Annotated in this window: 13 protein-coding genes; 7 read left to right on the forward strand and 6 right to left on the reverse strand. The window is 71.8% G+C overall.

What is annotated here, in order from left to right:
- Positions 1–37: 37 nt before the first annotated feature.
- From EDC02_RS07700 to EDC02_RS07720, 5 genes are read right to left on the reverse strand one after another with little or no spacing between them, the layout of a single operon-like run.
- Positions 38–1,765 carry an ABC transporter ATP-binding protein gene (locus tag EDC02_RS07700; RefSeq protein WP_123601352.1) on the reverse strand — a complete coding sequence of 576 codons (1,728 nt, stop codon included), beginning with the start codon at positions 1,763–1,765 and terminating at the stop codon, positions 38–40.
- Positions 1,762–3,522, reverse strand: coding sequence for an ABC transporter ATP-binding protein (locus EDC02_RS07705; RefSeq protein ID WP_123601353.1), 1,761 nt, complete (start codon positions 3,520–3,522; stop codon positions 1,762–1,764). The genes EDC02_RS07700 and EDC02_RS07705 overlap by 4 nt, the downstream gene beginning before the upstream one ends.
- Positions 3,519–10,286 carry a non-ribosomal peptide synthetase gene (locus EDC02_RS07710; protein WP_123601354.1) on the reverse strand — a complete coding sequence of 2,256 codons (6,768 nt, stop codon included), beginning with the start codon at positions 10,284–10,286 and terminating at the stop codon, positions 3,519–3,521. The genes EDC02_RS07705 and EDC02_RS07710 overlap by 4 nt, the downstream gene beginning before the upstream one ends.
- 2 nt (positions 10,287–10,288) lie before the next feature.
- Entirely contained in the window at positions 10,289–10,567 is a 279-nt protein-coding gene (locus EDC02_RS07715; RefSeq protein ID WP_123601355.1) for a tautomerase family protein, read from the reverse strand.
- Positions 10,568–10,603: 36 nt separating this feature from the next.
- Positions 10,604–11,890, reverse strand: a complete 1,287-nt coding sequence (locus EDC02_RS07720) for a DegT/DnrJ/EryC1/StrS aminotransferase family protein (protein ID WP_123601356.1) — start codon at positions 11,888–11,890, stop codon at positions 10,604–10,606.
- 257 nt (positions 11,891–12,147) lie between these two features.
- Between EDC02_RS07720 and EDC02_RS07725 the strand changes: the two genes are divergently transcribed.
- Both EDC02_RS07725 and solA read left to right on the forward strand, forming a co-directional pair.
- On the forward strand, positions 12,148–13,221 hold the full coding sequence (locus EDC02_RS07725) for an LLM class flavin-dependent oxidoreductase (RefSeq protein WP_233605793.1): 1,074 nt from the start codon (positions 12,148–12,150) through the stop codon (positions 13,219–13,221).
- Entirely contained in the window at positions 13,202–14,347 is a 1,146-nt protein-coding gene (gene solA, locus EDC02_RS07730; RefSeq protein ID WP_123601358.1) for an N-methyl-L-tryptophan oxidase, read from the forward strand. The genes EDC02_RS07725 and solA overlap by 20 nt, the downstream gene beginning before the upstream one ends.
- Here the strand turns inward: solA and EDC02_RS07735 are convergent.
- Complete coding sequence (locus EDC02_RS07735; protein ID WP_370461429.1) at positions 14,325–15,947, reverse strand: (2,3-dihydroxybenzoyl)adenylate synthase; 1,623 nt, start codon at positions 15,945–15,947, stop codon at positions 14,325–14,327. The two genes, solA and EDC02_RS07735, sit on opposite strands and share 23 nt — an antisense overlap.
- 210 nt (positions 15,948–16,157) lie before the next feature.
- On the opposite strand from EDC02_RS07735, the gene EDC02_RS07740 reads away from it, so the two are divergent.
- The 5 genes from EDC02_RS07740 to EDC02_RS07760 are packed head-to-tail and all read left to right on the forward strand — an operon-like array spanning position 16,158 to position 26,710.
- Complete coding sequence (locus EDC02_RS07740) at positions 16,158–21,683, forward strand: non-ribosomal peptide synthetase (RefSeq protein ID WP_123601360.1); 5,526 nt, start codon at positions 16,158–16,160, stop codon at positions 21,681–21,683.
- Positions 21,680–22,816 (forward strand): saccharopine dehydrogenase NADP-binding domain-containing protein, encoded by a 1,137-nt coding sequence (locus EDC02_RS07745; RefSeq protein WP_123601361.1) that lies wholly within the window; start codon positions 21,680–21,682, stop codon positions 22,814–22,816. Before EDC02_RS07740 ends, EDC02_RS07745 begins: the two co-directional genes overlap by 4 nt.
- Entirely contained in the window at positions 22,813–24,714 is a 1,902-nt protein-coding gene (locus tag EDC02_RS07750; protein ID WP_199757534.1) for a Gfo/Idh/MocA family oxidoreductase, read from the forward strand. Before EDC02_RS07745 ends, EDC02_RS07750 begins: the two co-directional genes overlap by 4 nt.
- Positions 24,711–25,928, forward strand: a complete 1,218-nt coding sequence (locus tag EDC02_RS07755) for a cytochrome P450 (RefSeq protein WP_123601362.1) — start codon at positions 24,711–24,713, stop codon at positions 25,926–25,928. The genes EDC02_RS07750 and EDC02_RS07755 overlap by 4 nt, the downstream gene beginning before the upstream one ends.
- On the forward strand, positions 25,925–26,710 hold the full coding sequence (locus EDC02_RS07760) for a thioesterase II family protein (protein ID WP_123601363.1): 786 nt from the start codon (positions 25,925–25,927) through the stop codon (positions 26,708–26,710). Before EDC02_RS07755 ends, EDC02_RS07760 begins: the two co-directional genes overlap by 4 nt.
- Positions 26,711–26,743: the final 33 nt, after the last annotated feature.

Here is a 26,743-nt window from a genome sequence, read left to right on the forward strand (position 1 = left end):
GTCGCGCCGCCGGTGGCGCACCGGGGGACAGACCCGCCTATCGGTCGACGAGGCGCCACCCTTGTGCCGCGACACGCTCATGCCAGAACGACGCGTACAGGCCGGTTCGGTCGACGAGTTCGTCGTGGGTGCCCCGGTCACTGACCTGCCCGTCGGACAGCACCAGGATCTGGTCCGCGGCCCGTACGGTCTGCAGCCGGTGGGCGATGACCAACAGGGTCGCCCGGCTGGCCAGGGCGGCTACCGCCGTCTGCACCGCCGCGTCGGCTTCGGCGTCCAACGACGCGGTCGCCTCGTCGAGGACGACGATCGGAGCATCCTTGAGTAGCGCCCGGGCGATCGACACCCGCTGGCGCTGCCCGCCTGACAGCGCCGTGCCGCCCTCACCTACCGCAGTGTCCAATCCGGCGGGCAGCTCGGCGAGGACGTCGCCGAGACCGGCTTGGGTGATGGCCTCGCGCACCTCGTCGTCGCTGGCATCCGGCCGGCCGAGTCGGACGTTGTCGGCGAGGGTGCCGTCGAACAGATACACGTCCTGGAAGACGAACGACACCCGTGACGCCAGGTCCGCCGCGCTCAGGTCCCGTACGTCGACTCCGCCGACGCGTACCGCCCCGGCGTCGACGTCCCAGAACCGGGCCAGCAGGCGGGCTACCGTCGTCTTGCCGGCGCCCGACGGGCCGACCAACGCGGTCATGCTCCGCTGCGGCAGCGTGAAGCTGACCCCGCGTAGCACCGGGCGCCCCTCGTAGCCGAACTGCACGTCGTCGAAGACGACCTCGCAACCGTCCGGCTGCCGGGGGTGCTGGGGCTCGGGCAACGTCGCCGCCTGCAGCACCCGGTTCAGCCCGGCGAGGTGTCCAGCGGCCATCCGTAGCGACGCGCCGAGTTCGGCGGCCGTGGCCAGTGGTTCGGTGAACCGGACCGTCAACACCAGTACGGCGACGAGCGTCGCCGCGTCCAGCGCGCCGCCGAGCGCGAGGTGGACCCCGATCAGCAGTACGGCGCCGAGTAGGGCCCGTACGGCGAATCCGAAGGAAATCAGGCCGACGATGGCGCGGCTCAGCAGGGCACGGTCCGCCCGGCTCTGCGCCAGCAGGGTGTCGTCGAGCAGACGGTGTTCCCGGGCGGTCCGCCCGTATGCCCGCAGCAGCGGCTGCGCCTGCGCGAACTCGACGATCCGGCTCGCCGAGTCGTCCATCACCCGGTGCCGGTCGGCGTCGGCCCGGGCGATCGCCCGGTTGCTCCAGCGCAGGATGAGCAGCAGCAGCGGTGCGGCCACGGCGACGGCGATCCCGAGTCGCGGCTCGACGACGAGCAGCGCCAGCACCACCACTGGTGGTGTCACCGCGGCGGTGATCACCGGCCGCATCAGGTGTGCGGGCACGTTCATCAGCTGCAGGACGCTCTGGCTCGCCAGCCGGCTGACCTCGCCGGTGCGGGTCGGGCTGAACCAGCCCAGCGGCAGCTGGGCGATCTTCTCGCCGAGCCGTTGGTGCAGCAGCCGGGCCACGGCCTGCCCGGTGGCGAAGCCCAGGTACTGCCCCGACCAGGTCAGCGCGGCATAACAGGCAACCGCGCCGGCGAAGGCTGCCAGCCAGGGCAGCGCTGCCGCCGGCCGGTCGCCCAGCACTTCGCGTAGCAGCGGCACCAGCAGGGCGTAGCTGACACCTTGGGCGGCGGCCGCCGCGACCAGCAGCACGACCAGCCGCCGTAGCGGCCCGGCCTGGGCTGGGCCGAGGGCGGCGGACAGGGCACGGATCATGCCGACTCCTGGGCGAGACTGGCCGGCGTCGGCCGGCGGGTTTCCTGGGCCTGCCACATTCGGGCGTAGCGACCGTCTAGGGCGAGCAGTTCGTGGTGCCGGCCCTGCTCGACGACCCGTCCCTGGTCGAGGACGAGGATCTGGTCGGCGGCGCGGACACTGGCCAGTCGGTGCGCGATGACCAGCAGGGTACGGCCGGCGGCCAGGGCGGACAGGGCGCGTTGGATCGCGGCCTCGGCGTGCGGGTCGGCGTAGGCGGTCGCCTCGTCGAGCACCAGCACCGGCGGGTCGGCGAGCAGCGCACGGGCGATGGAGATTCGCTGCGCCTCACCGCCGGAGAAGGACACGTCTACCCCGACGACGGCGTCGTAGCCGGCTGGTTCGGCGACGATCCGGTCGTGGATGTACGCGGCCCGCGCAGCGGCCTCGATCTCGGCGTGATCGGCGTCCGGGCGGGCCAGCGCGATGTTCTTCGCGACGCTGGCCCGCAGCAGGATGACGTCCTGCAGGACGAACCCGATCGTGCGGTGCAGTGCCGCCGGGTCCAGCTCCTGTACGGCGACCCCGCCGATGCTAACCTGGCCGGCCGTGGGTCGGTGCAAACCGGCGATCAGCCGGGCCACCGTCGACTTGCCGGCTCCGGAGGGCCCGACCAGCGCGGTGACGGTGCCGGGGTGCAGTTCCAGGTCGAGGTCGTCGAGCACCCGATGCGTGCCGTCGTAGGAGAAGCCGACCCCGGTGAATCGGATCGACGTCCCGTCCGGGCGGCCCGAACCGGCACCGGCCTGGCCGTCTTCGTGGTCGATGAGGGCGGCGACCTCGGCTGCCGCGCCAAGGCCGGTCCGGATGGCCTGGACCCGGCTGCCGATGCCGGCCGCCGGTGCGGCCACGGCCGGGGCCAGCAGCACGAACGCCACCAGCGCCGACGGCGCGAGTTGACCGGCGACGGCGGCCGGCACGCCGACGCTGAGGACGATCAGCAGTACGACCGGCGCGGTGACCACGAGCTGCGACGCGGTGGTGACCCCGGTGGTGCCGGCCGCCCAGCGGGCGAAGAAGTCGCTGAACGCCTCGGCGGCCTGCCGGAACCGCCGGTGCGCGACCCCGGCCTGGCCGAAGGTCTTCAGCACGGCGATGCCGTCGACGAACTCCACCGCCGCACTGTTGATCTCCCGCGCCGCCTGCCCGTACGCCGCCATCTTCGGCCCCGCTCCCGCCATCGCCCAGCGGAACAGCCCGAGTCCGACGGCCAGCGGCAGCAGGCAGACCAGGGCGAGCCACCAGGCGACGCTGGCCAGGTACGCCACCGCGACCAGTGGCGCCACGACCACCGTGGTCACGTCGAGTACCGTGTGCGCCACTAGGTAGTGCATGGCCTGCACATCGTCGTGGACGACCTTCTTCACCTGGCCGGAGCCGCGTTGCGCGTACCAGGTCAGTGGGACCCGGCTGAGCCGGTCGGCCAACGCCCGCCGCAGTCGCAGCTGCAGTGCGCTGTCGGTGAGGTGGGTGACGACGTTCGCTGCCGTGCTGAGGAGCACGGCGGTCAGCGCCGCGGCCATGCCGGCCAGCGCGATCGGCCACACCCTGCCTGGCGCGGCGGGGCTCAGCAACCGGTCGCCGATCTGCACCATCGCGATCAGCACGCCGACGCCGGCGGCACTGGCCAGTGCCTGCAGGAGCACCGCGAGGGCCAGCGGGGCGCGGACCGGGCCGAGAACGGTCGTCAACGGTCGGGGTCTGTCGATGTCGGTCATAGTAATCCGAAATCGTACTCGTTTTCATTAGTGTCGAGGGTGTCCGACGCGACGGCCGCGGCCAATTCGGCCACCGTCGCCGCGGCGAGGAACCGCCGGACCGCGACGTCCACCCCGTACCGCTGACGGAGCGAGGTGAGCATCCGCAACGCGCTGACACTGTCTCCGCCGAGAGTGAAGAAGTTCGCCTCCCGGTCGGACACCGGTACACCCAGCAGTTCCTGCCAGATCTGCGCGATCGCCGTTTCGGTCTCGCCGACCGGTGGCCGTCCGGGCGACTCACCATCGGTCGCGGCGCGGTCGCCCAGCGCAGCCCGGTCCACCTTGCCGTTGCTGGTCAGCGGCAGCGCGTCGAGCACGCTGATCCGGGCGGGAATCGCGTACCCGGGCAGTCGCTCGCCGAGGAACCGGCGCAGGGAGCGCGGCACATCCGAGGACCCACCGCCGGCCTCGACGAACCCGTGCAGCCGCCGGGCGTTGCGCCCGCCGGTGACGACCACGACGGCCCGGCCGGTGTGCGGGTGTGCCTCCATGGCGGCCTCGATTTCGCCGAGCTCCAATCGGTGGCCGCCGACCTTCACCTGATGGTCGACCCGGCCGAGGAACTCCAACGTCCCGTCGGGCCAGTACCGGCCCAGGTCACCGGTGCGGTACCAGCGGCCCGACCGGTTCGAGACGAACTTCTCCGCGCTCCGCGTCGGGTCGCCCCGGTAGCCGCGGGCCACCCCACGGCCACCGATCCACAACTCGCCCGCCACCCAGTCGGGCCGGTCCCGGCCGGCGTCGTCGACCACCCGGTACGCCTGGTTGGCCAGCGGAAATCCGTACGGCACCGACCGCCAGTGGTCGGGCACCTCGGCCACCTCGAACGCGTTGGACCAGATCGACGCTTCGGTGGCACCGCCGAGGGCGACCAGCCGGCACCCGCCATCGGCGCGTCCGGCGGTGGCGGCGGCCAACCGGCCGGGCAGATCCAGGCCCACCCAGTCGCCGGACACCAGAGCCAGCCGCAGGCTCGCCGGCAGCTGGTCGGGTTCGGCAGCCACCAGCAGCATGTCCAGGAGCGTCGGTACGGTGTTCCACAACGTGACGCCGTGTTCGGCGACCAGCGTGAGCCACCGGGGGGCGTCGCGGCGCTCGTCCTCCGCCGGCAGCACCAGCGTGCCGCCGGCACCGAGGACACCGAAGATGTCGTACACCGACAGGTCGAAGTCGAGCGCGGACAGGGCCAGCACCCGGTCGTCGGGGCCGACGCCGAACCTGGTGTTGATGTCGGTGCAGGTGTTCGCCGCGGCGTCGTGGCTGATCTCGACGCCCTTCGGAGTGCCGGTGGATCCGGAGGTGAAGATGACGTACGCCGAATCGTCCGGGTCGACCGGCACCGGTGCGGCCAGCGGCACCGCCGCGAGCGCGGCTTCCGGCGACAGCGCCGGCAGCCCGCCGTCTTGCGCGCCGGTGTCGACGATCGCCGCTACGACGCCCGCGTCCCGGTAGATCCGCTCGCGGCGCAGCGCGGGCTGCTCCACCCCGACCGGGACGTACACCGCACCGGCGGCGAGGACACCGAGGGCGGCTACCACCTGCTGCGCGCCCTTCGGCAGGGTGATCGCCACCGGATCGCCCCGGCGTACCCCGGCGGCGCCCAGCGCGCCCGCTGTCCGCAGCGCATGCTCGGCCAGCTCGGCGTAGGTCATCGTGGCCGGATCGCCGCCGCTGTCGTGCCAGATGAGCGCGGTGTGCTCCGGCGTGCGCCGGGCCGCGGCGAACACGCCGGCGTGTAGCGACTGTCGGGGTATCGGTGCTTGGGCGGCGTTGACTCGGTCCCGGACGGTGCGCTGGCCGGCCGGCAACAGCGCCGGCAGCGGTGCGTCCCACGCCGTCTCGGCGAGCCGGTCGAGCAGCCGCAGGTAGGCGTCGAACATCGCGTCCAGCACCCCGGGCAGGAACAGGTCGTCGACGCTGTCCCAGGTCACCAGCAGCCCTGCGCGCGATTCCAGCACCTGGTTGTCCAGACAGACCTGGGGTGACTGGGAGATCCCCCAGACCGGTTGGGGGAAACCGTCCGACCGATCCATCGACACCCCGTCGCCGACTCCGATCGCGCTGGTGAAGACCACCGGCATCGCCTCCATGCTGCCGGTGACCCGGGCCAGCTCACGCAGCAGCCAGGCCGGGCTGACCTCGCGGTGGTCCAGGTCCTCGCCCATCCGACGGTGCAGCGCGGTCACGTCGGCCAGGAAGGTGCCGCCGGCGGTCGGCCGATAGTCGGCCAGCGACAAGGTGGTGAAGTCGCCGAGCACCCGGTAGATGTGCGGGTGGGCGTCGCGTCGGTTGAACAATGTCAGGGTGACGGTCAGATCGCGGCGGCCACTCCAGGCACCCAGTGTCTCGGCGTACGCGGCGAGTAGCACCGTCGACGGGGTGAGCCCGTGCTGGCGGGCCCCATTCTTGATCGCCGCCCACTGCGGGGGTGCCAGCCAGCGTTGCCGTCGGGTGAACCGGGGCCGGGTCACCTCCGTCGGGTGGCGGGTGGTCGGCAGCTGCGGTGCCGGCGGCAGGCCGGCGAGGCGTCGCGTCCAGTAGCGCTGGTCCTGGTCGACGGACTCGGGATCCGGGACGACCTGTAGCAGGTAGTCGCGGAACGACACCTCGATCGGTGGCAGGTCGGCGTCCGGCTCGTGGTAAAGCAGGTCGAGCTCGGTGTAGAGGGTCATGATCGACAGAGCGTCGAAGACGATGTAGTCGAGTCCGACCGCGACTCTGGTACGTACCTGCCCGGCCTCGCGGTAGCGGACCGCAGCCAGGTCGAACAGCGGCCAGCGGGACAGCTCGGTCAGCAGATGCGACCGGGCCGCGCGCAGGTCCGCCAGAGCGGCAGCCGGATCGCTGTCACCGACGTCGACCAGGTCGATCCGCACCGGAAGCACCGCGGCCAGGATCCGCTGGTTGCCGTCGGCGTCGAACACAGCCCGCAGCATCTCGTGCCGGTCCACCAGCCGCAGCCAGGCACTGTGCAGCCGGTCAAGGTCGACGTCGACGCCGTCGAACTCGATGTACTGCCAGGTACCGACGCCACCGAGCGGCAGCCGGGGGTCACGGCCCACGAGATAGGCGCGCTGTACGTCGGTCGGGGGGAACGGCTCGAACCGGTGCGTGGGGTCGGGGACCACCACCTGGCTGTCGGCGGGGGTCGCCGGCCCCGGCGCGGCGTCCAGCGTCAGCCCGGCGGCGAAGTCCGCCAGCCGCGGGTTGGTGAACAGGGCGGCCAACCGGGCACCCTGTACGCCGCTGCCGCGCAGCCGCACCAGCAGGCCAGTGGCGAGCAGCGAGTCGCCACCGAGGGCGAAGAACGAGTCGTCCCGGTTCACCCGCGCCACGCCGAGCAGGTCGGACCAGACTGCGGCGACCAACGTCTCCAACGGACCGTGCGGCGGCTGCTCCGGTCGGTCACCGGTGCGCCGCAGCTCCACGTCGGCGGTCAACGCTGCCCGCACGGCTGCCCGGTCCACCTTGCCGTTGCCGGTCAGCGGCAGCTGCGGCCACACCGTGACGCTGTCGCACCGCATGTGCTCCGGCAGCCGTTCGGCGAGCCAACCGTCCAGGTCGTCCGGCGGGCCGGCTTCGGCGCTGGCGGACGGCATCGTGACCGCCGCGGCCAGCCGGCGGGCCGGTCCCTCGCCGGTCACCATCGCGACGGCCTGCTCGATCGCCGGGTGCGCGACCAGCGCCGCCTCGACCTCGCCGAGTTCGATCCGGTGACCCCGAACCTTCACCTGGTGATCGGCCCGGCCGAGGAACTCCAGGGTGCCGTCCGGCCGGTAGCGGGCCAGGTCACCGCTGCGGTACCAGCGCCGCCCGCCGTACGTGACGAACTTGCCCGCGGTTCGCTGCGGGTCACCACGGTAGCCACGGGCGAGGCTGGCGCCGCCGACCCACAGCTCACCGGTCACCCAGTCGGGCCGGTCCCGGCCATCGCCGTCGGCCACCCGGCAGACCACGTTGTCCAGCGGCACCCCCCAGGGCATCGACGTCTCCTGCGGACCGGCGGGTGGCACTTCATACACTGTGGAGTGGATTGCTGCCTCGGTCATGCCGCCGAGGGCGAGGAACCGGCAGGCCGGGGCGACGGCCCGCAGCCTACCCGGCAGGTCCGGGCCGATCACGTCGCCGCCGAGTAGTACCGCCCGCAGCGCCGACGCCGACTGCTGTTGCGTCGTGGCGTCCGCCCCCACCGGCCGGTCCGTCGCGGCGATCAGCAGCATGTCCAGCAGGGCCGGCACGGTGTTCCACACGCTGACCCAGTGCCGGGTGACCAGTCGCCACCAGCTGGCCGCGTCGCGTCGCTGGTCCTCACCGACGACCACCAGCGTGCCCCCGGCGGTGAGTAGGCCGAAGATGTCGTACACCGACAGGTCGAACTCCAGCCCGGACAGGGTGAGCACCCGGTCGTGTGGGCCGACCCCCAGGCGGGCGTTGAGCGCCTCGACGGTGTTCATCGCCGCCGCATGGGTCATCTCCACCCCCTTGGGGTCCCCGGTGGACCCGGAGGTGAACAGCACGTACGCGAGCGCCTGTGGGTCGGCCGGTGCCGGCGTGGACGGTGTCAGCGCGGCCGCGTCGGCGACCAGCAACGGTCGGGCACCGGCGGCCGACACCAGCTCGCGGTGGGCCGGGTCGGTGAGCACCACCTGTACCTCGCCGAGGGTGTGCAGCCGGGCACGACGGTGTGCCGGTTGGTCGATCCCGACCGGCAGGTAGCAGGCTCCGGCGGCGAGTACGCCGAGCACCGCGGCGATCTGGTCGATCCCCTTGGGCAGGGTGACGCCGACCGGGTCACCGGGGCGCACTCCGTGGGCGGCGAGCAGCGTGTGCACCCGCGCCGCGGTGTCGGCCAGCTCCCGGTAGCTGACCGTGCGTTCGCCGTGAAAGACGGCGGGCTGCTGCGGCCGGTCGGCGGCCTGCCGCAGGAAGCCGTCGTGCAGGCAGCGCGCCGGCCGGCCGACCGCTGTCGCGTTGACCTTCTCCCGGACCGCCGCCTGCTCGGCCGGCAACTGCGACCCCACCGGGCGCAGCCAGACGTCGTCGGTGCCGACCAGTGCTTCGACCAACTCCCGGTACGCGGTGAAGGCCGCCCCGGCGACGCCGTCCGCCAGCACGTCGTGCCGTACGTCCCAGTTCAGCAGCAGCCCGCCGTCAAGTTCGGTGACCTGAGCGTCGAGCCACACCTGCGGACCCTGCGAGATGATCCACGACGGGGTGCCGAAGGTGTCCTGCAACGCGGTGTCGTAGATCTCGCCGAGGCCGAGCGCGCTGGTGTAGACGACTGGGGCGAGCATCGGCTGCCCGGCCTGGCGGGACAGGTCGCGCAGCACCTCGACCCCGGCGTACGCGCCGTGGTCGACAGCGGCGTGCAGTGCCGACTGCACGCGCCGGGCCCGGTCGACGAACGGCGCCACACCGCTGGTGTACACGCCGAGCAGCACCGAACTGGAGAAGTCGCCGACCAGCAGGTCCACGTCGGGCACCAGCGGCTCCCGAGCGAACAGCGGAAGGTTGAGCAGGAAACGGCGGTCGTCACTGAACGTCCCGAGCACCTCGGCGAACGCGGTCGCCAACGCGGCCGCCGGTGTCACCTGGTGTGTGGCGGCCCGCTCCAGCAGTGTCCGCTTGCGCCGCGGGTCGAGCCAGTGGTGCAGCCGTTCGCTGTGCGCGACGGCGCCCGACCGACCCGCGTCGGGTCGCAGCGGTAGCTGTGGGCCGCCGGGCAGTTCCCCGAGACGTTCGTGCCACCAGTCACGGGCCCGGTCCCGGTCGGCTGCCGCCGCGCGCCGGTGCGCGGCCAGGTAGCGGGGAAAGCTCGAGGTGACCTGCGGTAGCGGTTCGTCCGGTCGCCGGTACAGCCGATGTAGGTCGGTCAACAGGATCCGCATGCTCAACGCGTCCGCGACCAGCATGTCGAGGTCGACGTGCAGCCGGGTGGCGCCGCCAGGCAGCAGACTCAACGCGACGGCGAGGACCTCCCCGCGTTCGACGTCCATCCGCTGGTGGGTGTACCGCTGCCGCAGCCCCTCCAGTCGCCGGGTCACCTCCTGCGGTGGCTGCGTCCGTAGATCGTGCACGGTCAACGCCGGGCCGCCCGTGGTGGTGATCCATTGTCGGCCGGTGTCGTCAAACCGGGCGCGCAGCATCCCGTGCCGGGCGGCCAACGCGGCCAGTGCCCGGCCCAGGGCCTGCGGGTCGACGCCGTGACCGTCGAACTCGACGTAGAAGTGGGCGGCGACGCCGCCGAACGGTTGGCTGTCCTGCCGGCCGATCCAGTACGCGTACTGCATGGTCGCCAGCTCGAACGGTGCTGCCACGCCGGGCGACCCGCCGGTTTCGCCTGACGGCACAGAGGTCTCGTCGGGCGGCGTGGTGCCCGACGCGGGCGCTACCCCGTCGGGAGTCATGGCATCGCCGGCGGTGGCTTCGGCGAGACCGTCGGTGAGGGCAGTTGCCCAGTCTGCCAGCGTCGGTGTCTCGGCCAGTTGCTCGAAGGTGACCGAGTGCCCGGCGCGACGCCACCCGGAGACCAGCCGGATCAAGGTGAGGGAGTCCAGCCCGAGGGCGAACAGGTCCGCGTCAGGGGTCAGGTCGACGTACTCGACGTTGAGGGCCGAGGCGACCGCCGCGCGGACCGGGTCGGTGCCCGGCGAGGGCGTACTGCCCCCGCCAGCGGCGGCCCGGCCGGTGGTGGCCTGGCCGGTGGCCTGTCGGGGCGACATCGTCATCGCTCCGGGCCTTCGCTGTCCATCGGCTGCGAGCCGGTGTCGCGGCCGTCCGTGTCGCGGTCACCGGCGTCGTCGGCCGCCGGTGCCGGCGGCCTGGCCGGTACGCCACCGATTCCCCATCGATCGGCGGGTGCGCCGGTCAGCACCACCCAGGTCTGCGCGCGCGCGTCCGCGCCGAGCACGTCGCCGACTGCGTCGGACAGCCGGGTGACGAGCGCCTCCTGCACGGCTGGGGTGAGCCGTTCCTCGAAGATGCGGACGTCGATGAAGGGCATGGAACTCTCCGTTTCGGGTGGCTCTGGTGGCCGGACTCAGGCCGGGGTCACGGTGTGGTCGGTGAGCGGTACGAGGCTGGCCGGGGGCGACGAATCGACCGGCGACAGCGTCATGTCGAGGGCTGCGCTGACCGCCTCGACCAGGTAGTCGAGTTGTGCGTCGGTGATTGCCGGATGGCACGGCAGGTTGATTTGCTGGTCGAACCAGAGCCGCTCGGCGACCGGGCACTCACCCGGACGGTGGCCGCGGGCGCGCCACTCGGGGGTCAGATGCAGGGGGAAGTAGCGCAGTTGGACCTCCACCCCGCGACGGTCCAGTTCCCGGACCAGGTGTTCACGGGTCGCCCGGCCGGCCTCTACGAAAAAGGTGTACAGGTGGTACGCGTGACCGACTCCCGCAGGCGGGTGGTGCAGCCGGACCTGCGCGTACCGGCCAATGCACTCGTCGAGCCGGTTCGCGATGTACCGACGGCGGGCGGTCATGACCGCCAGACGATCCAACTGGACGATCCCTACCGCGGCGGCGGCCTCGGACATGGTGGCGTTCGTGCCGGGTCTTCTCACGTGTGCGTAGTCGCACCCGTAGATCTCCTCGGAGAACCGCATCCAGGGCAGCAGGGGAGTGGGCGGCGGCCCAGGGGAGCGGGGCGGGCCGAGTTCGACATCGGGCTGGTTGGAACGAATCCGGTCGATTCGCTCGACCCATTCATCGCGGTCGAAGGTGAGCATTCCACCTTCGCCCAGGGTCGTGATGTTCTTGGAGTTGTGGAAGCTGAAGCATCCGATGTCGCCCAGTGCGCCGGGCCGCCGCCCGTGCCACGTCGCGCCGAGTGCGTGGGCGCAGTCCTCGATGACCACTGCGCCGTATCGGTGGGCGGCGGCGACGATGCGGTCCATTTCCGCCGGATAGCCACCGTAGTGGACCAGGATGACCGCTGCGGTACGGTCGTTGACCGCAGCCTCCACCGACGTGGGGTCGATGTTGAGCGAGGCGGGGTCGACGTCGCAGAATCGTACCCGTACGCCGTGCGCCACCAGCGGATGGATCGTGGCGGAGAAGGTCTGCGGCGTGGTGACCACCTCGTCGCCCGGACGTAGGTCCGCGAGGTGGATCGCCAATTCGAGGGCCACGGTGCCGCTGGTCACCGACAGCGCGTGCCGGGTACCGACGTGCTCGGCGAACCGTCGCTCGAAGACCGTCCGGCGACTGCCGGCCGACAGCGTCTGTCCTGAGCCGACCAGTTCGGTGAGTGCGGCGAGTTCTGCGGCGTCGAGCACGCTGCCGCGCACCGGGAAGGAAACCTGATAGTCCTGATCGTCCATTGGTTCCGCAGCTCCTGCGATGGCGATGGGTGGACGGGAAGGTAGCATGTCTAACCGGATGTGCGAAAGTATGGTTGGCTCGATCAAATTGGCATTTGTGCAGGCTGATTCGCGCATCAACGGAAGCCCGTTAAATGCTTTCAGGTGTGATCGAGAAGACTTTCTGTGTCCCTCCTTGTTGACATCCGTCGTGCTGGTGAACTTCACTTGTACGCGCTACCTGCTATTCGTTGCGGAGGACACTTATGCAATTTGGTGTGGGTTTTTTTCCGGTCCTGTCGCCGGACGAGAAGAACGCGGTCGACTGGTACGACGAGAGCCTGGCGTTGGCGGAACTCGCCGACGAACTCGGCTACGAGCACGTCCAGGTGGTGGAGCACTACTTCTCCGCCTACGGCGGGTACAGCCCGGACCCGGTGACGTTCCTGGCTGCGGTCGCCGCCCGGACCCGGCGGATCAGGGTGACGACCGGGGCCGTGGTGCCCGCCTTCACCCATCCGATCAAGCTCGCCGGCAAGCTGGCCATGCTGGACAACCTGTCGCACGGGCGGCTCGACGTCGGCTTCGGCAGGGCGTTCCTGCCGGAGGAGTTCGCCGCCTTCGGCGTGCCGATGAGCGCCAGCCGGGCCCGGTTCGCCGAGGGGATCGATATCTGCCGTCGGTTGTGGACCGGGACGGAGGTGTCCTGGTCTGGTGACTGGGTCACCTTCGGCCCGGTGACGATGCTGCCCCGGCCGTACCAGCAGCCACACCCGCCGATCTTCGTGGCCTCCACCACCAGCCCCACGTCCTGCGCCGAGGCCGGCCGCGCCGGGTACCACCTGCAGGTCGTACCGACGGTGACCAGCCGCGAAGCACTGCAGGAAATGCTTGCCGCCTACCGCCAGGCGCGAGCCGCCGCCGGCCACCACGGGCCTGGACAGGTGCAGATCAAGTACACCTGCTATCTCGCCGAGGACGGTGCCGCCGCGCTGGCCGCTGCCCGCCGCTGGGAGCTCAACTACATCGACAAGATGACCACCGCCATCGCCTCCTGGGCTACGGTGCGCAGCGCCGACTACCCCGGGTACGAGCAGCTCATCGACAAGGTGCGCCGGTACGACTTCGACCGTTCGCACGCCGACAACAAGGTCCTCGCCGGCACCCCCGCCCAGGTACGCGACCAGTTGGCCACGATCGCCGAGTGGTTCGGCGCCGACGTGACCGTGTGCTTGCAGGTCAACCCGGGAGCGACTCCGGCGGCGGAGGCGCAGCGGGCGCTGCGGCTGTTCGCCGAACACGTGGCACCGCACTTCACCGGCGAGGCCAGCCGTGCGCTCGCCGGACGCTGAGGTCGTCGTCGTCGGTCTCGGGGTGTTCGGCGCAGCCGCGCTGTGGCGCCTCGCCGTGGCCGGGGTCGACGCGGTCGGTGTCGACCAGTTCGCCCCGGGCCACGGTCTCGGCTCGTCGCACGGTGGGACCCGGATGTTCCGTACCGCCTGCCTGGAGCATCCGGAGCTGGTGCCACTGGCCCGACGCTCCGGACAGCTGTGGCAGGAGCTGGCGCGGGCCAGCGGCGAGGCGCTGTTCGAGCCGGTCGGTGGGGTCCTGATCGGGCCCCGTACCGGGCACGTGGTTGCCGGCACCATCGCCGCAGCCCACCGCCACGGGCTGGCCGTGCAGGTGTGGGACGCCGCCGAGTTGCGTGACCGGCTGCCCCGGCATGCCGGAATCGGCGACCACCACGCCGCGGTGTGGGAGCCGGCCGCCGGTCTGATCGCCGCCGAGGCGGCGGTACGGGCAGCCGTCCGGGTCGCGGTGGGTCTCGGCGCGCGGGTGACCACCGGTACCCGGGTGACCGGGATTGAGCTGGTCGGCGGCGGCGCGCTGGTGCACACCGCGGCGGGCACGTTACGGGCACGCCAGGTCGTGGTCGCCGCTGGGGCGTGGCTGCCCACCCTGTTGCCCGGGATCGCGGTGCGGGTGCTGCGGGTGCCGATCACCTGGTTCCGGCCGGGCGATCCGGCCGAGGCCGACCGGTACGGGCTGGCTGACGTTCCGGTGTTCATTCGGGAGTTGGACGACGGGACCTGCCTGTGGGGACATGGGGTGTACTCGGGCGGTGAGTTGAAGCTCGGTCTGGAGGACCACGGCGGGCTGCTGCGCGAGATGGATCCGGACGGCGACGACCGCCGCGTCGGTCCGGACGACTGGGCGCCGCTGGTGCGCCGCCTCGACGTCGCGTTGCCTGGTCTCGATCCGGTGCCGTCGCGGGCCGAGGTCTGCATGTACCCGATGACGCCGGATCGGCAGTTCGTGCTCGGTAGCCCTGGTGGGGACTCCCGGTTGGTCGTCGCCGGGGGCGACAGTGGGCACGGGTTCAAGCACGCCACCGGGGTCGGCGAGGTGGTGGCCGACCTGGTTCGCGGCCTGCCGCCGCAGGTGCCGGTGGCGTTCATGAATCCGGACCGGTGGTGACCGTTGCCCCGGCCAGCCGCTGCACGAGCACCTTCTTGTCGATCTTGCCGACGGCGGTCAGTGGCATCGCGTCGACGTACGCGACGCGGTCCGGCAGCTTGTACGCGGCCAGCCCGCGTCCGCGCAGGAACGCCACGACCTCGGCGGCCGTCGGCGTCGGTGCGGTGCAGACCAGCACCGCCGCCGGTGCCTCACCCCACTGTTCGTCCGGCAGGCCGACGAGCGCGGCCTGCCGTACCGCCGGGTGGGCGAGCAGGTGACCTTCCACCTCGGTCGCGGCGATCTTCTCGCCGCCCCGGTTGATCTGGTCCTTGACCCGACCGACCACGGTGAGGTGCCCGGTCGGCAGCTGCCGGACCAGGTCACCGGTGCGGTAGAAGCCGTCAGGTGTGAAGGAGGCGGCAGCCGCGGCGGTGGCGCGGTAGTAGCCGCGCAGCGTGTACGGGCCACGGGTGTGCAGCTCACCGGGTTCGCCGGGCGGCACCGCTCGCCCGTCGGTGGGGTCGACCACGCGGATCTCGTCGGCGGCGGATCCGGGGCGGCCCTGCGTGGTGCAGACCAGTTCGTCGGGGTCGTCGAGCCGGGTGTAGTTGATCAGGCCTTCAGCCATGCCGTACACCTGCTGCAGCGCGACGCCGAGGGTGGGGCTGAACCGTCGGGCCAGTTCGTCGGCCAGCCGCGCGCTGCCGACCTGCACGAACCGCAGGCTGGACAGGTCGGGCCGGCTGTCGGTGTACTCGGCGAACCAGTACGGCACCAACGGCGGGTTGAGCGCGGTGCAGGTCACCCGTTCCTGTTCGATCAGCCGGAAGGCGGTGGCCGGGCTCGGATTGGCGGCCAGCACGACGGTGCCGCCGGCCATCAGGGTGCCCAGCACGCCGGGGCAGGCGAAGGTGAAGTTGAACCCGATCGGCAGCACCGCCAGGTAGACGTCGTCCGGTCCGAGCCGGCAGATCTCGGCACCGCTGCGGGCGTTGTAGGCGTAGTCGTCGTGGGTGCGGGGGATGAGTTTGGGCAGCCCGGTGGTGCCACCGGAGAGCAGCAGCAGGGCCAGCTCGTCGGCGGTCGGCCGGTCTGCGTCCACCGCCCCGGACCGCTCGCCGGGGGCGTCGAGCAACTCTGCGTAGCTGGTGAATCCGGAGTCTCCCGGGTCGCCCAGCACCACGACGTGGCGCAACGGTTCGTCGGCGGTGTGGCGTTCGGCGTACACCTGGGCGGCCAGGGTCCGGTAGTCGAACCGGGCGTGCCGGTCGGCGACGACGTAGCCGGCCGCGCCGGACAGTGCCGCGAGGTGGGCGATCTCCGCGCGGCGGTGGCCGGGCATGGCGTGTACGGGTACCGCGCCGAGTCGCTGTAGGCCGAACCAGATCTCGACGAACTCGGCCCGGTTGGGCAGCTGCAGGATCACCCGGTCGCCGCGGCGCAGGCCGAGCCGGCGCAACCCGGCGCTGAGCCGGTCCGCTGCCTCGTCCAACTGCCGGTACGTCCACCGTCGAGCGCCGTCGACCAGGGCGGTCCGTCCACCGTGTTGCCTTGCCCACCCCCGCAGCAGGTCGCTGAAGGTGTCGCCGGCCCAGTGTCCCGCGGCGCGGTAGCGCAAGGCGTCAGACGCCGGCCATCCGATCCAGTCACGGTCCGTGGTCGTAGCAGGGTCTCCAGACGGGTCCTCGTGGACGGGGTTCATGCCGGGTCCCTTCTGGTTCGTCGATCAGGACTGTGCTTAGATAACGTCTATCGCAGTTGAATGTCATTTTCAACTACTCGCTGGGTGGAGTGACCCGAACACACCGTTACTACGAGGCGGAGCCCGATGGATGTCGACGAACTGATCACCGAGCTGGACGCCGAAGGCGTGACCCTGTGGCTGGAAGGCGACGAGCTGCGGTTCCGTGCTCGTAAAGGCGCGTTCAGCGAGGAGCGGCGGGCTGCCGTGCGCCGGCACCGCGACGCCATCCGCACACACCTGCGGCAGACCGCACCGGCCCCGGTCACCGCCGACCCGGCCGGCCGGCACGAGCCCTTCCCACTGTCCGACCTGCAGGCCGCCTACCTGGTCGGCCGCGGCTCGCACTACGAGTACGGCGGCGTGGCCTGCCACGCCTACGTCGAGTACGACTACCCCGATCTGGATCCATATCGGGTGCAGCACACGTGGGACAGCCTCGTCGCCCGGCACGACATGCTGCGCGCCGTGGTGCACAGCGACGGCTACCAGGTCGTCCTCGCCGAGCCACCGGCCTATCCGATCGAGGTCACCGACCTGCGTGGACAGGGCACCGCAGCTGTCGACGAGCATCTGCGCCGGCTGCGCGACACCCTGTCGCACCGGGTGGCCCGCACCGACCGCTGGCCGCTGTTCGCCCTGCACGTGACCCGCACCGACGATCGGGCCGTTCTGCACCTGTCACTCGACCTGCTCATCGTGGACTACGCCAGCGTGCAGCGACTCGTCGCCGAGTTCGACCAGCTCTACACCGATGCGCAGACCACCCTCGAACCGATCGACATCACCTACCGTGACTATCTGATCGGCCGTCGTCGGATCACCGACACACCGGCGTACCGCCGCGACCGTGAATACTGGCTACGTCGCCTCGACGACCTGCCACCGGCCCCGGAACTGCCGGCCGCCGACCCCGGCGGCGACGGGCCGGTCCGCTTCCGCCGACTGGAACGCCGGCTGAGCGGGGCGGCGTGGACCGCGCTGCGCGAACGGGCGGCACGACACCAGGTGAGCGTCTCGACCGTGCTGCTGACCGCCTACGCCGAGGTCGTTGGCAGGTGGAGCCGCAACCCGAGGTTCACGCTCAACATCCCCACCTTTCAACGGTTGCCGCTGCACCCCGCCGTCGAGGCGCTGGTGGGCGACTTCACTGTGGTCGAACCCCTCGCCGTGGACCTCACCACGCCGCGACCGTTCGCCGAGCGGGCCGGTGAGATCGCCGGCCAACTGCTGGAGGACCTGTCCCACGGGCTGTTCACCGGCAGTGAGGTCCTCGCCGAGCTGGGCCGGCGCACCGCCACCCGGCAGCTGCTACCCGTCGTGTTCACCAGCACCCTCGACACGCCCGCACCGTCACCCGCGCAGGGACAGGTCGGCTACGCGATCAGCCAGACGCCGCAGGTCTGGATCGACTGCCAGGTCATGCCGCGCGGCGACGGCCTCGCCCTGTCCTGGGACGTCCGCGACACCGTGCTGCCAGCCGGCCTGGCCGACGATGCCTTCGGCGCGTGGGTCGAGCTGGTCGACCGCCTCGCCGGGCACGACGACCCGTGGCGGGATCCGTCCCCGGTCACGCTGCCCGACGCGCAGCGCGACCGACGCCAGCAGGTCAATGCCACCGACGGCCCCCTGCCCGACGGGCTGCTGCACGATGAAGTCGTCGCCCAGGCACACCGCACCCCCGACCGACTCGCGGTCGTCGCCGGCGGGCACGAGCTGACCTACCGGCAGCTGCTCGACCGAGCCACCGCCGTCGCCGCCAGGCTCACCGACGTGGGACTGCGTCCGGCCGAACCGGTGGCGGTGCTGATGGACAAGGGCTGGGAGCAACCCGTCGGAGTGCTCGGAGCCCTGCTCGCCGGCGCGGCGTACCTTCCGGTCGATGTCACCCAACCGGCCGCCCGGCGCAACGCGATCCTCACCGACGCCGAGGTGCGGACCGTACTGACCCAGTCCTGGCTGATCGACGCCGCCGACCTGCCCGAGACGGTGACCGCCGTAGTGGTGGACACCATGGCCGTCGGCGGGCCGCCGGCAGCCGCACCGTCGTCACAGACCTTGTCGGCGTCCGGGACGGCACCGTCGGTCATCGCCCGCCCCGGACCCGACGCCCTGGCGTACGTCATCTACACCTCCGGGTCCACCGGGACACCCAAGGGCGTCATGATCAGCCACCGGGCGGCGCGCAACACGATCGACGACATCAACCGCAGGTTCGCCGTTGACCAGGGTGACGCCGTGCTCGGCCTGGCCAGCCTCGGATTCGACCTGTCCGTCTACGACCTCTTCGGCCCGCTCGCCGTCGGCGGCCGGCTGGTGCTGCCCGCCGCGGACCGCCGCGGCGACCCGTCGCACTGGGCCGACCTCGCCGACCGACACGGCGTCACGATCTGGAACTCGGTACCCGGCCAGTTGCAGATGCTGCACGACTACCTGCGGTCCGTGCCGGAGCCGCGGCCGGCGACGCTGCGGCTGGCGATGCTCTCCGGCGACTGGATCCCGGTCGGCTTACCGGATGCGATCCGGGCGTTGCTGCCGCAGCTGCGGGTAGTGAGCCTCGGCGGCGCCACCGAGGGCGCGATCTGGTCCATCTGGCATCCCATCGAGGCCGTCGATCACGACCGGCCCAGCATCCCGTACGGGGTACCACTGACCAACCAGTCGTTCCACGTGCTCGACCCCCAACTGCGCGATCGGCCGGACTGGATCGCCGGAGAGCTCTACATCGGTGGTGCTGGCGTCGCCCTGGGCTACTACCACGACCCGCAGCGCACCACCGAGCGGTTCCTCCGTCACCCGAGCACCGGCGAACGGCTCTACCGCACCGGCGACCTGGGCCGCTACTGGCCCGACGGGACCATCGAGTTCCTCGGCCGCCAGGACGACCAGGTCAAGATCCGCGGCTACCGGATCGAGCTGGCTGAGGTCGAGACCGCCGTGCAGGCCCATCCCGGTGTCGCCGCAGCGGCCGTACTCGTCGACGCAGCCCACCCCGGAGGCAAGCGACTGGCCGCCTTCGTCGAGCCGGGCCCCGCCTCGCCGGACCCCGCCACCGCCGGGACCGGTGCCGCCGGGACCGGTGCCGTCGCGGCGGCGGCGTCGCGGGCCGCGCAGACCGGGGTCGACCCGCAGGCCCTCGCCGACTTCCAGACCGCGCTGGCCGACGTCGCGCTGACCGCGATGGCCGCCACCCTTGCCGGTGCCGACATCGCCACCGGTGACACCTGGCACAGTGCCGACGAGATCTGCCAGGCGTTGCACGCCACCACGGTGACCACGCCGATCGTACGCCGGTGGCTCGCCGCGTTGACCCGCGCAGGGCGGCTCCGCGTCACCGACGCCGCCCGCTACGGCGATCTCGCCGTACCGGCGCCCGACGACCTCGACGGCGCTTGGCTGCGACTCACCGAGGCCGATCGTCGGCTCGACTACAGCACCGACCTGATCGACGCGGTCCGCACCTGCACCGACCACCTGCCGGCGCTGATCGCCGGCAGCACCGACATCCGCGCGTTGCTGTTCCCCGGTGCCCGCGCCGACACGATGGCCGCTGCCTACCGCGACAACCTCGCTGTAGCCCACCTGCACCAGGCGATCGTCGCGGCGTTGCGGCACATCGCCGAGCGGCACGACGGCGACGGATCGCTGCGGGTGCTGGAGGTCGGCGGCGGTGTCACCGGCACCACCAGTCTGCTCGCCCCCGCCTTGGCCGAGTACCGCCCCGACTACCTGTTCACCGACCCGTCGACGTTCTTCCTCAACGAAGCCCGGGACCAGTTCGCCCACCACCCGTGGATCCGCTACGCCCGCTTCGACCTGCGCGACGACCCCCGCTCCCAAGGGCTGACCCCGAACAGCGTCGACGTGGTCATCGCCGCGAACCACCTGCACACCGCACCGGACGCGGCCGCCGCCGTCGAGCGGCTCTCCGGCCTGCTCGCCCCCGGCGGCTGGCTGGTGATCATGGAACAGACCCGCGACGACGACCCGGCGCTGCTGGTGTCCATGGAGTTCCTGGAGGCGACCGCCGGCCCGTTCACCGATGTGCGCGCCGCCGCCGGTCAGTCGTTCCTCACCGAGCCACAGTGGCGCGAGCTGCTCGGCACGGCCGGAGCCGAACTCGTCACGCGGTTGCCGGCGGCCGGTGAGCCGCTGCACCCCACCGGCCAGCAGCTGTTCCTGGCCCGGGTCAAGACCGACCGGACGCCGGTGACCACCGCCGACCTCGTCCGGCACACCAGCGCCCGACTGCCCGACTACATGGTGCCGACGGTGTGGCAGCTGGTCGACGTACTGCCGCGCACCGCCAACGGAAAGGTCGACCGCAACCGGCTGCGGACCTGGCTGCCCGGCACCGACCAGGGCCAGCAGACCGCGGCGGTGGCCGCCGATCCGGTGGACGCGTTGGAACGCCACCTCGCCGCCATCTGGGCGGAACTGCTCGACCGCGAGTACGTCGGCCGCCACGACGACTTCTTCGCCCTCGGCGGCGACTCGCTGCTCGTCGCCCGTCTCGTCGGCCTGCTGCGGGAACGCGTCCCCGACGTGGTCGCCCTCGAGTGGGAGGTGGTGCTGCGACACATGCTGCGCCAGCCGACCGTCGCCGCACTAGCCGCCTACCTGCGTACGGTCACCACACCACAGACGTCGGCGCCGGGTGACGGCCCGGTCCGCACCTCACCGGTGGTCCGGCTGCACGGCTCCGGCACCGATCCGCTGACCGTGCTGGTGCACGCCGGCACCGGCACGATCATGCCGTACCGGGCGATCATCACCGAGATCCGCCGCCGCTCCGCCGGCACCAGCTCGGTTGTCGGTATCGAGGTGCCGCACCTGCCGACCTACCTGGACGCCGACCCGGCCGGCCTGATCGACCGGATCGCCGCCGACTACGCGACCGCGATCGGTGAGCTCGGCGCCCGCGAGCTGCACGTCGTCGGCTACTGCCTCGGCGGGCTGATCGCCACCGAGATCGCCCGGGGCCTCAGCGAGAACGGAGCCAACGTCGCGACCCTGACCGCGATCAGCAGCCACAGCCCCCGGTTCCGGCTCGACGACGAACTGCTGTCGGAGTACTCGTTCGCGGTGATGATGGGCATCGCGCCCGCCGACATCGGTTTCCCCGCCGACGAACTCGCGGTGGCCCGTGCCGCCGACGCGGTCCTGGCCGATAGCCCCGGTGTGCTGCGTGACGGCGGCTTCGTCGAACTGACCGGCGAGCACGCCGACGTCGCCGCCGCCTTCCGGGCGCTCGCCGCACTGCCTCGCGAGCAGCGGGTCGCCCGAATGTGCGAGGCGGTTCCCGCCTCGGCCGGCATGTACGAGCCGGACCACATGATGCGGCTGTTCCGCACCTTCCGGCAGAGCGTGTTCGCCATCACCCGCTACGAACCGGAGCCGTACGCCGGCGACATCACCTTCCTGCGGCACAGCGGTGCCTACCCGTTCCCGGGCAGCCGGGACGCGGTCACCCAGCACTGGGCTGAGCTGTGCCTGGGCGACCTGCGCATCGTCGACGTTCCCGGTGACCACTTCAGTTGCATCGACGTGGCGCACGCCCCAGGCATCGTCAAACTCCTCAGCGAGATCACCGACGGGGCGGTGACCCGATGATCGGCGTACTGGGCGCCTCCGGATCGGTCGGCCAGGGCGCCGTCGAGCACCTGTACCGCCTCGGCGTCGGGCCGCTGCGTCTCGGCGCCCGCAGCGGCGATCCACTGCGGCGCGTCGCCGCAGGCCTGCCCGGGGCCGACGTGGAAACCGTCGAGGTCGATGTGCGGGATCCGGTCGCCCTGGCCAGCTTCTGTGCCGGCACCCTCGTGGTGGTCAACTGCGCCGGGCCGACATACGAACTGAAGGAGACGGTCGCCGCCGCAGCGTTGGCCGCCAGCGCGCACTGCGTCGACGTGGCCGGCGACGATCCGGTCTACGAGGCACTGACCGGCACCGGCGCGCCCGAGCACGACCGTACGGTGCTGCTGTCCGCCGGCACCCTGCCGGGCCTGTCCAGCCTGCTGCCACGCTGGCTCGCCGCGACCGAGTTTGACGACGTCGACACGCTGACCGCCTGGGTCGGTGGCGTCGAACACTGCTCCCCCGTGGTCGCCGTCGACATGATGCTGTCGCTGCGCTCCGGTGGCGCGGCCGGAGCGGCGTACGGCGAGGCCAACGCCGCCTGGCGGGGCGGGGCGGTGCGGTCCCGGGCGCTGCGTCCGGCCGAGGACGCGACCGTGCCGCAGTTCGCCGGATCCGTCGCGGTGCAACCGTTTCTCAGCGCCGAGACCCGCCGACTGGCCCGTACGATGCGGCTGCGCGACGTCGACTGGCTCAACGTCTACCCGGGGCCCCAGGTACGGACGCTGCTGGCCGCACTGCCGGCCGCCGCCAGCGTCGGGGCCGACGAGGCGGACCTCGCCCGGCGGATGATCCGCGCCGCCGATCTGGACCTCGCCGGCCGCAGCCCCTACTACCAGATGGTCTTCACCATGGGCGGTACGCGCGGCGGCGTCCCCGCCGAGCGGACCGCGGTGCTGCGGGTCGACAGCAGTTACCGCCTCACCGGGCTGGTCGGTGCGCTGGCCGCCGTGGCGGTGCTCGGCGGCGACGTTGCACCTGGAGTCTACTTCGCCGCCGACGTGCTGGATCCGGCGGCCACGGTCGACGCGCTGCGCGGGTCGGGGGAGTCGCTCGCGGTGCGGCTGGTCGACGGCGACACCGCCGACGACACCGAGGAGGGCGCGCTGTGAGCACGCCGCTGCGGGTGCTGGTCTGCGGCACCAACTTCGGCCGGTTCTACCTGCGGGCGGTCGCCGACCTCGCGCCCGACCTGGTCCTCGTCGGCGTGCTCAGCCGGGGCGGGACCGCCTCCCGGGCACTGGCCGACGAGTACGGGGTGCCCCACCACGACAGCCTGGACACGGTCGACGCCGACGAGATCGACATCGCCTGCGTCGTCGTCGGCTCCACCATCTCCGGCGGCGCGGGCACCGACCTCGCCCGGGCGTTGCTGGCCCGGGGCGTGCACGTGCTGCAGGAACACCCGGTGCACCACGACGAACTTGTCGACTGCCTGCGGGCCGCGCGCCACCACGGGGTGCAGTACCGGGTCAACGCCCACTACCGGCACGTCGAACCGGTCCGCCGGTTCATCGCGGCTGCGGCCCGGCTCCGCGCGCGCGAGAAGTTCGTGTTCGTCGACGCCGCGAGCCCGGTGCACGTACTGCATCCGTTCGTGGACGTGCTGGGTGCCGCACTCGGCAGCCTGCGTCCCTGGCGCGTCGACGAGGTCGTCGCCAGTGGTCCGCTGCGGTTGGTCACCGGTCAGGTCGGCGGTGTGCCGCTGACCTTGCGGGTGCACCACGAGCTCGACCCGGCCGACCGCGACAACCATGCCCTGTTCTGGCACCGGATCAGCCTCGGCACCCGGGCCGGTGTGCTGACCCTGGCCGACACCCACGGACCGGTGCTGTGGACACCGACGCTGCACGCCGACCGCGACGCCGCCGGTAGGCTGGTCTTCACCGGCGAGCAGCTCGACCAACCAGGCAGCGCGCCGCTGCCGGGCACCGCCGCCGGCACCCAACGCGACGTCTTCGACCGGCTCTGGCCGCAGGCGGTGCGCCGCGCGCTACGGGAGTTCGCGGCCGCCGTACGTCGCGGCGACGATCCGCTGCGGACAGCCCAGTTCGACATCACCGCCTGCCGGATCTGGTCGCAACTGGCGGCCCGGCTCGGCCCGCCGGACGTGGTACGACCAGCGGCACCGTCCCAAGTCGTCCTCGCCGATCTCGTCGAGCCCACCGAGGAAGTCGTCGAGCCCACCGAGGGAGCCGCTGAGCCCACCGGAGCCGCTGAGCCGACCGACGGCAGCGACGCGGTGGAGCCGTACTCGCCGACCGCCGAGTTCTTCGACCTCGCCGCCGCCGCACACGTCGCGACCGGCAGCGCTCCCGCGGTCGTCGCGGCGCTGGCCGGGATCGACACCGCCGCCGGCCCAGTCGTCGAGATCGGTGCCGGGACCGGCCTGGTCACCGTCGCCCTCGCCCGGGCCTTTCCGGACCTGGAGATCGTCGCCCACGAACCGGCCACCGGCATGCGCGCCGTGCTGACCAGCCGGATCTACCGGGACCCCGACCTGCGCCGCCGGATCACCATCTGTGCCGAACCCGCCCCGGACCTCGAGCTGCCGGACACCATCAGCGGCGCCGTCGTCTGCGGAGTGGCCGGCCACCTCGACCGACCCGACCGGGTACGCCTGTGGCGGCGTCTCGCCGAGCGGTTGACCCCCGGCGGCCGGATCGTCGTCGAACTGATGTCCATCGACCGACCCCTCGTGCTCGACCCCACCCGGCTGTCTCACGTCGACGTCGGCGGACAGCGCTACGAATGGTGGTTCTCCGGCGAACCCGACGGCCCGGACCGGATGCGGCTGCACACGACGTGGCGGGTGTCAGCCGAGGATGGCACTGCGGTGCGCGAGGTCGCCGACCACTACCACTGGTACACCCTCACCCTCGCCGGCATCGCCGCCGAGTCCGGACTGCCGCTGCACGACATCGCACCGGCCGGCACCGGTGGACCCCCGATCGGCGTACTCGTGCCTACACCCCGGACCACGACCGACCAGGAAGGAACGCCCCGATGACCGAGACACTTCCCACCGGAACGCAGACCCCGCCGGCGTTCCCGGTACCGAGGGAGTGCCCCTTCGCCCCACCGGAGCGCTACGCCGAACTACGCGCCGTCGAACCGGTGTCACAGGTGACGCTGCCCACCGGCAAACAGCCGTGGATCGTCACCCGCTACGCCGACGTCCGGGCGTTGCTGGCCGACCCCCGGGTCAGCGCCGACATCCGGCATCCGAACTTCCCCGCGATGGGCATCGGTGAGCAGGAGGCCGGTGCCAAATCGCGGCCGTTCATCCGTACCGACCCGCCGGAACACACCCGCTTCCGACGGATGCTGCAGGCCGAGTTCACCGTCAAACGGATTCGGGACATGCGCCCGACGATCCAGCACACCGTCGATCACCTCGTCGACGACATGCTGGCCGCCGGTCCACCCGTCGATCTGGTCACGGCGTACGCCAACGCGGTCTCCACGACGACCGTGCTGGGTCTGTTCGGCGCGCCCACCGACGACCTCGAGTTCTTCCGCGACGTGACCCGCATCTCAGGCGGGCGAAACAGCAACGCCGAAGAGGTCGGCGCCGCCCTCGCCAGTCTGTTTCGGATGCTGGACGAGCTGATCACCGCCCGGGAACAGGACCCCAGCGACGATCTGCTGTCCAAGCTGGTCGTCGACCACCTGCGGGCCGGCGTGGTCACCCGGCACGAACTGCTGTCGATGATTGGCATCACCATCGTCGCCGGTCGGGAGACCACCACCAGCATGATCGCGCTCGGCACGCTGCTACTGCTGCGCCACCCGGAGCAGCTGGCCCGGTTGCGGGCCGAGCCCGAGCTGATGCCGGCGGCCGTGGAGGAACTGCTGCGCATCCTGTCGGTGGCCGACTCGATCCCACTGCGCGTCGCCGCCGCCGACATCGACCTCGGCGGGACGCGAATCCAGGCAGGCGACGGCATCATCGCCCTGCTCGCCGCCGCCGACCACGATCCGGAGGTGTTTTCGGACCCGCAGCGGCTGGACCTCGACCGGGTCAACCGTCACCACGTCGCCTTCGGGTACGGGGTGCATCAGTGCATCGGGCAGAACCTGGCCCGGCTGGAACTGGAGATCGCGATCGGCACCCTGATCCGGCGAATCCCGGACCTGCGGCTGGCCAGTGCGTTCGACGATCTCGACTTCAAGCACGACGCGGCGACGTTCGGCATCGAGGCGATGCAGGTGACCTGGTGAACGCCGCGACCCTCGGCCAGTGGCTGCGCTGCTACCGGCGGCGCCCAGCGGCAGCCGTCCGGCTGGTCTGCTTCCCGCACGCCGGCGGTGGTGCCGGCAGCTTCCGTGCCTGGGACGCGCTGCTGCCATCGTCGGTCGAGTTGGTGTGCGTGCAGTACCCGGGGCGGGAGGACCGGTTCGCCGATCCGCTCGTCGATGACATGAGCGCGCTGACGGCGCCGGTCGCCGACGCCGTGGCGCGCCTCACCGACCGACCATACCTGGTGTTCGGGCACAGCATGGGTACGGCGGTAGCGTACGAGACGGTCCAGCGGTTGCGCGGCCTCGGCGTTCGCCAGCCACAGTGGCTGTTCGTCTCCGGCCGCCCCGCGCCGGGCGACGTGGTCGGCGGCGAGGTGCACCGGCGCGACGACGACGGCCTCTGCGCCGAACTGAACCGGCTCGGCGGCACCCACGACGAGGTGCTGGCCGATCCGGAGCTGCGCCGGGCGGTGCTGGGCTACGTCCGCAACGATTACCGGCTCATCGAAACCTACCGGCCAGTGCCGGCGGCACCACTGGACTGCCCGATCATGGTGCTGCGGGGCGACGACGATCCGGAGCTCGACGATCGACAGGCGACCGGCTGGGGCCGGCTGACCCGCGGCCGGCTCGACGTGCGCACGTTCCCCGGCGACCACTTCTACCTGGTGCCGCAGCGGGACGCCGTCGTCTCAGCCATCCTCGCCAAGCTCGATCCGGTGCTGACCCGCACCTCTGCCGCCTGGCCCAGCATGCCGTGACCGGTACCCGCGTTCCGACTGTCCACGACAAGT

The organism is Micromonospora sp. Llam0, assembly GCF_003751085.1.
In the GTDB taxonomy this organism is placed as follows: Bacteria; Actinomycetota; Actinomycetes; order Mycobacteriales; family Micromonosporaceae; genus Micromonospora_E.